This window comes from Acidovorax sp., from assembly GCF_046314175.1.
Lineage (GTDB): Bacteria > Pseudomonadota > Gammaproteobacteria > Burkholderiales > Burkholderiaceae_C > Acidovorax.
Genome location: NZ_JBKBXG010000161.1, coordinates 1 through 5,659 on the forward strand (window position 1 = coordinate 1; position 5,659 = coordinate 5,659).

Annotated in this window: 7 protein-coding genes; 5 read left to right on the top strand and 2 right to left on the bottom strand. The window is 62.8% G+C overall.

Annotation, left to right across the window (positions count from 1 at the left end; genetic code table 11):
* The 3 genes from ACK4OE_RS24880 to ACK4OE_RS24890 form a co-directional block, all read left to right on the top strand.
* On the top strand, positions 1 to 623 hold a 623-nt coding region (locus tag ACK4OE_RS24880; protein ID WP_409889108.1), incomplete at its 5' end, for a methionine adenosyltransferase domain-containing protein.
* Between the two features lie 236 nt (positions 624 to 859).
* The gene (locus ACK4OE_RS24885; protein WP_409889109.1) at positions 860 to 1,045 is read left to right on the top strand and encodes a DUF1328 domain-containing protein; all 186 of its coding nucleotides are present in this window, start codon (positions 860 to 862) and stop codon (positions 1,043 to 1,045) included.
* A 59-nt stretch (positions 1,046 to 1,104) separates the two neighbouring features.
* Complete coding sequence (locus ACK4OE_RS24890) at positions 1,105 to 1,557, top strand: hemerythrin domain-containing protein (RefSeq protein ID WP_409889110.1); 453 nt, start codon at positions 1,105 to 1,107, stop codon at positions 1,555 to 1,557.
* Between the two features lie 34 nt (positions 1,558 to 1,591).
* On the opposite strand, the gene ACK4OE_RS24895 is transcribed toward ACK4OE_RS24890, so the two are convergent.
* A complete protein-coding gene (locus ACK4OE_RS24895; RefSeq protein ID WP_409889111.1) occupies positions 1,592 to 2,833 on the bottom strand; it encodes a diguanylate cyclase in 1,242 nt (413 codons plus the stop codon).
* Between the two features lie 230 nt (positions 2,834 to 3,063).
* A complete protein-coding gene (locus tag ACK4OE_RS24900) occupies positions 3,064 to 3,741 on the bottom strand; it encodes an NUDIX hydrolase (RefSeq protein ID WP_409889112.1) in 678 nt (225 codons plus the stop codon).
* A gap of 193 nt (positions 3,742 to 3,934) precedes the next feature.
* Here ACK4OE_RS24900 and ACK4OE_RS24905 point away from each other — a divergent pair, with 193 nt between their 5' ends.
* Both ACK4OE_RS24905 and pncB read left to right on the top strand, forming a co-directional pair.
* On the top strand, positions 3,935 to 4,795 hold the full coding sequence (locus ACK4OE_RS24905; RefSeq protein ID WP_409889113.1) for a cysteine hydrolase: 861 nt from the start codon (positions 3,935 to 3,937) through the stop codon (positions 4,793 to 4,795).
* A gap of 46 nt (positions 4,796 to 4,841) precedes the next feature.
* On the top strand, positions 4,842 to 5,659 hold an 818-nt coding region (gene pncB, locus ACK4OE_RS24910; protein WP_409889114.1), incomplete at its 3' end, for a nicotinate phosphoribosyltransferase.

Here is a 5,659-nt window from a genome sequence, read left to right on the forward strand (position 1 = left end):
TGGTGCTCTCCACCCAGCACCACCCCGACCAGAGCGAAACGCAAACCAAGATGAAGGCCTCGTTCACCGAAGCCATCATCGAAGAGATCATCAAGCCCGTGCTGCCCAAGGAATGGCTGCAAAACACGCGCTACCTGATCAACCCCACCGGCCGTTTCGTCATTGGCGGCCCGCAAGGCGACTGTGGCCTGACCGGCCGCAAGATCATCGTGGACACCTACGGCGGCGCCTGCCCCCACGGCGGTGGCGCCTTCAGCGGCAAGGACCCAACGAAGGTGGACCGCAGCGCCGCTTACGCTGCCCGCTATGTGGCCAAGAACATCGTGGCCGCGGGCCTGGCGCGCCAGTGCCAGATCCAGGTGGCCTACGCCATCGGCGTGGCCGAGCCCATGAACATCACGGTGTACACCGAAGGCACCGGCGTGGTGTCGGACGAGCGCCTTGCTGCACTCGTGCGTGAGCATTTCGACCTGCGCCCCAAGGGCATCATCCAGATGCTGGACCTGCTGCGTCCGATCTACGAAAAGACGGCAGCGTATGGCCACTTTGGGCGCGAAGAACCTGAGTTCACTTGGGAACGCACCGACAAAGCTGCAGTACTTCGTGCTGCAGCGGGGCTGTAAGCCAGCCGCGCGACCAGCGCCCGAAACTGTCTAGCTTCCAAAAAGGCCCACGGCTCGTCCAAAAATGGACGGCCCGTGGGCCTTTTGCATGGCATGGCTGCAACCTGCACCATCGGCGCCCTCCTACGAACGCTTACCAAACTTGCCGACGGTGCAATTTGCGCGCGCTGGGTATCGTTGCCTGCATCCGTCCCCAACGCAGCACCCTGCTGCCCCTCTACCGCAAGGAGCGCCCCATGCTGAAGTACGCCATTGTTTTTGCCCTTATCTCCCTGGTCGCTGGCGCCCTGGGCTTTACCGGCGTGGCCGCAGGTGCCGCCGGTATCGCCAAGGTGCTGTTCGTGCTGTTCCTGGTGTTGGCCGTGCTGTTTGTGATACTTGCTGCCATCGGCGTGGGTGCTGCGCGCAAGGTGTTGAAGTAACCGCTGCCCACAGCTTTTAAACGCCTTACACCCGACGAATACCAGCCCCCGGAGCCCCCATGACCGCCAACATTTTTGAAACCCTGCGCGAGAGCCATGAGCTGCAGCGCACGCTATACCGCCAGCTCGTCGAAACCAGTGGCGATACGCCTGAACGGCAAGAGCTTTTTGCTCAGCTCAAACAGGAACTCACAGCGCATGAACTCGCGGAAGAGCGGCACTTCTACATTCCGCTGATGGCGCACGACGCAGGCATTGATCTTTCGCGCCACGCCATTTCAGAGCATCACCAGCTCGATGAGCTGATTGAATCGCTCGAAGAAGCGGACCCCGCCAGCCCCACCTGGCTGCCGCTGGCCAAGAAGCTGGCTGACAAGGTGGAGCACCATTTGAAGGAAGAAGAACACCGCTTCTTCCAGATGGCGGGCAAGCTGCTGACCGAAAAGCAGAAGACGGCGCTGGCCGCCAGCTACCGCACGGCCTACGAAGATGTCAAGGCCGCCACGGCCTGACCTTTTCTACCTTTCCTATTGGCGATCAAGAGGACTAAACAGAGTCCTCGGCCTGCACTACGCAGTTGCGGCCGCGGGACTTGGCGACATACAGCGCCGTGTCGGCCCGCTTGATCAGGGCGTGGCTGTCTTCCTTGTGGTCCCAGGTGGCCACGCCAAAACTGGCGCTGACATGGCCCACCGCGTCGAACGGCACACTGGCGATACGGGCGCGCACGGCCTCGGCCATGGCCATGGCAGCGTCCACCGGGGTTTCCTTGAGCAGCAAGATGAACTCCTCGCCCCCAAACCGCGCGGCGCAGTCGGATGACCGCAGCAACTCGCGCACGCGCAGTGCGGTGGCCTTGAGCACCACGTCCCCGGAGTCATGCCCAAACGTGTCGTTAATGCGCTTGAAGAAGTCGATGTCCAGCATCACCACCGACAGGCTGCTCTTCTTGATGCGCGTCTCGGCCATCTCGGCCTCCAGCCTCTCAAAGAAACGGCGGCGGTTGACCAGGTCGGTCAAAAAGTCCTTGGTGGCCAGGTCTTCGAGCTTGCGGTTGAGCCGGGCCATGGGCTCGATCACCAGCGACGACAGCGACAGGTTGAGCACCACAAACAGCAGCACGAAGCTCGCCACCAACGCGCCCATCACGGTGTTGAACGTCAGGCGCGCTTTTTCGAGCGGAAAGTACATCGGCACCTTCACCACCTGAATGCCCACAGTTTCGTTCATGCCCCACCCAAAGCCGTTCTTGTCACCGTAGATCTTGATCATGGTGGGCGGCGCCACCTGCGGCGTGCTGTGGCAGGCCAGGCACTGCGACTGCTTGATGGTGATGGCACGCGCCACATACATCGTGCGGTGCATTCCGTCGCCCACTTCGCCGGTCACTTCCTTTTTCAAATCCGCCTTGCCGTCCCGAAAGTCGTTGATGACGCGCTCTTCCCATTCATTGGCGCGGTCGCGCAGGTTGGTAGGGTTGAGCACTGCCTCCTTGTACTCGTAGCCTGGAAAGCGGCTTTGCAGGCGGCGCAGGGTCTCGGTGGCAGCATAGGCGGGCACTGTCTGCGGCAAGAACTTTTCAGCCAGCGTCACGTCCAGGTGCGGCTTGACCAGCTCGGTGGTGTAGTCGCGAATCGCCATGGCCGAGTGCATCATGATCTGCGAGTTGTGCTGCACCTCCTCGATGGCCGACTGCTGCAGGAACCGGTGCACGTAGATTCCCGCACCGGCCGCTGCCAGCAGCAGCACCGCCGCCAGCACCAGATTGAATTTGAGCCGCAAAGACATGAGTCTCCCTCGAGGGCCAGCCGTGGGCTGGCGTGTTGTTGGTGGAGCAAACGGCCGCTGAATCGAACCGCAGGGGTCGGCCACGACCCGTTCTGCCCTGTCCCAGACCGGCCTGCCCGGACAAAGCCCGTGCAAGCCCCGCGATCATGGGACACATCGGCTGCGTTTGTGCCAGATTTCCGTGACAGGGTCCAACTTTTTTCTGCCGCACCACCAGGCGCTGGGGTGCTTTACAACCCCCGGGCGCTCAACGACAGCTTTTGACGGAACGCCGCGCGTACCCGGTACAACTGTGCGGGCCGGTGCGCGCCGCCGGTCTGCAGCGCGCCGGGCACTGCCTCCAGCATGGCCAGCTCGTCCACCTTGCGGCGAAAGCTCACCTTGTTGATGGCTTCGCCCAGCACCGCCTCGTAAACCGCCTGCAGTTGCGGCAAAGTGAACGGCTCGGCGCACAGATGCACCGGTAGCGACGAATACTGGCTTTTGCTGCGCACGCGCTGCACGGCGGTGTCGATGATCTGCCGGTGGTCGAAGGGCAGCGGCGGCAGCGTATTCACATCCACCAGCGAAACGCGGTCGGCCGCTGGCACCAGCACATCGGGCGGCACCAATGCGCAATACACCACGGCCACCGACCAGCCCCGCGGGTCCCGCACCGGGCCCGAGAACGTGCCCAGCTGTTCAAGGTACGGGCTCTTCAAGCCCGCCTTCTCGCGCAGCACCCGCGCCGCGCTGGCTTGCGCATCGGCGTCCTCTTGCGCATGGATGTAGCCGCCGGGCAATGCCAGCGCCCCGGCAAACGGCGCCCTGTCCCGGCGCAGCAGTGCAACGTGCAGGCTGCCCTGCTGCAGCGTGAGCAGCACTACGTCAACCGTGCAAAGGATGGGTGCGGCGGGAGCTTCTTTCATGGATGGGGGGAGTCGGCAGGCAAGTGTTCAGTGCAGATTTGGACAAACAAGGCTACCACCACGGGGGCGGAATCAAAAGCGCCTTTTCTTTCTTTTGACAGTCTACGAGACAGCAAGATATTCAGTTGCAATCTAGTTAGTTGCATTTTTGACTTAACAAAACTACACTGACACCAACGCAAAGGAGAAGACCATGGCACGCAACATCCAGCTTCTGGTGATCGATCCGCAGAACGATTTCTGCGACCTGCCCAGCGATTGGCAACCCACGCACCCGCTGACCGGCTCGCGCATGGCCCCCACCTTGCCGGTGGCCGGCGCGCACGCCGATCTGCAGCGGCTGGCCGCGTTCATCCGCGCCCACGCGGCGCAGCTCGATGAGATCACCATCACGCTCGATTCGCACCAGCGCATCGACATTGCGCACCCCGGCTTCTGGCAACAGGCTGACGGATGTGCCGTGGCTCCGTTCACGCCTATCACCGCCGCCCAGGTGCGCGCAGGCGACTTTGCGCCCCGCAACGCAGCCCATCTACCGCGCACGCTGGCTTATCTGGATGCGCTGGAGGCCAAGGGCCGCTACACGCTCATGGTCTGGCCCGTGCACTGCGAGATTGGCAGCTGGGGCCATGGCGTGCATGCCGATGTGCTGTCCGCATGCGGCGAGTGGCAGCTACAGCGCCAGCGCGCGGTGCACAACGTGTTCAAGGGCACCAACCCCTGGACCGAACACTACAGCGCCATTGAGGCCGAGGTGGTGGATGCCGACGACCCCGGCACCATGCTCAACACCCGCCTGCTGGCAGCGCTCGACACTGCCGACCTGCTGCTGATTGCAGGCGAAGCCAGCAGCCACTGCGTACGCGCCACCACCGAGCACATCGTGCAGCACCTGCCCCGCCTGAGGAAGACCGGCGCCCGGCCCGAACACATCGTGCTGCTGACCGACTGCATGAGCCCGGTGGGTGGCTTTGAGGCAGAGCACCTGGCTTTTCTGGACACCATGCGCGCACAGGGTGTGCGGCTTGAGAATAGTAGTCAAATCAGCCTCTAGCGCTTATCCATAAATCGCTAACAGCTATCAACTTAAGAGCATCATCATGAACCCCGTCATCACCAGCCTGCTCGACACCGATCTCTACAAGTTCACGATGTGGCAGGCCCTGCTGCACCGCCACCCACAAACACAAAGCGAATACCGCTTTGTGTGCCGCAACACCCCAGCCTACCCGCTGGCCGAGCTGCTGCCCGAGGTGAACGCTGCGCTGGACCACCTGTGCAGCCTGCGCTTCACGCCCGAAGAGCTGGCCTATGTGGGCAGCCTGCGCTACATCAAGAGCGACTTTGTGGACTTCCTGCGCATCTTCCAGTTCCAGCGCAGTTTCATCAGCGCCTGGGCCGAGGGCGAGCAACTGCACATCGTGGCGCAAGGCCCACAGGTGCATGTGATGGGGTTTGAGATCTTCGTGCTGGCCATCGTGAACGAGCTGTACTTTCGCCGCTTTGACGCGGCCCAGGCCCTCGCCAGCGGCCGTGCACGGCTGGCCGCCAAAGTGCATCAGCTGCAGGCCCTGGCCCGGCAGGCCGCGCTGCGCCACCCTTTCGAGCTGTTCGACTTTGGCCTGCGCCGCCGCTACAGCGGCGCCTGGCAGCGCGAGGTGGTGCAGACCTTTGCGCAGCAAGCTCCGCAGTGGTTCAGGGGCACCAGCAACGTGCTGCTGGCGCGCGATTTGAACCTGGTGCCCATCGGCACCATGGCGCACGAGTATTTGCAGACCTACCAGGCCCTGGGCGTGCGGCTGCGCGACTTTCAAAAAGCCGCACTCGAAGACTGGGTGCAGGAATACCGGGGCGACCTGGGCATTGCGCTGACCGACACCGTGGGCATGGACGCCTTTCTCGCTGACTTTGACCTGTA

Excerpts from the sequence above, each read along its gene's own strand:
- ACK4OE_RS24885 (WP_409889109.1), top strand. The coding sequence starts at position 860 with ATGCTGAAGTACGCCATTGTTTTTGCCCTTATCTCCCTGGTCGCTGGC.
- ACK4OE_RS24890 (WP_409889110.1), top strand. The coding sequence starts at position 1,105 with ATGACCGCCAACATTTTTGAAACCCTGCGCGAGAGCCATGAGCTGCAG.
- ACK4OE_RS24905 (WP_409889113.1), top strand. The coding sequence starts at position 3,935 with ATGGCACGCAACATCCAGCTTCTGGTGATCGATCCGCAGAACGATTTC.
- ACK4OE_RS24895 (WP_409889111.1), bottom strand. The coding sequence starts at position 2,833 with ATGTCTTTGCGGCTCAAATTCAATCTGGTGCTGGCGGCGGTGCTGCTG.
- ACK4OE_RS24900 (WP_409889112.1), bottom strand. The coding sequence starts at position 3,741 with ATGAAAGAAGCTCCCGCCGCACCCATCCTTTGCACGGTTGACGTAGTG.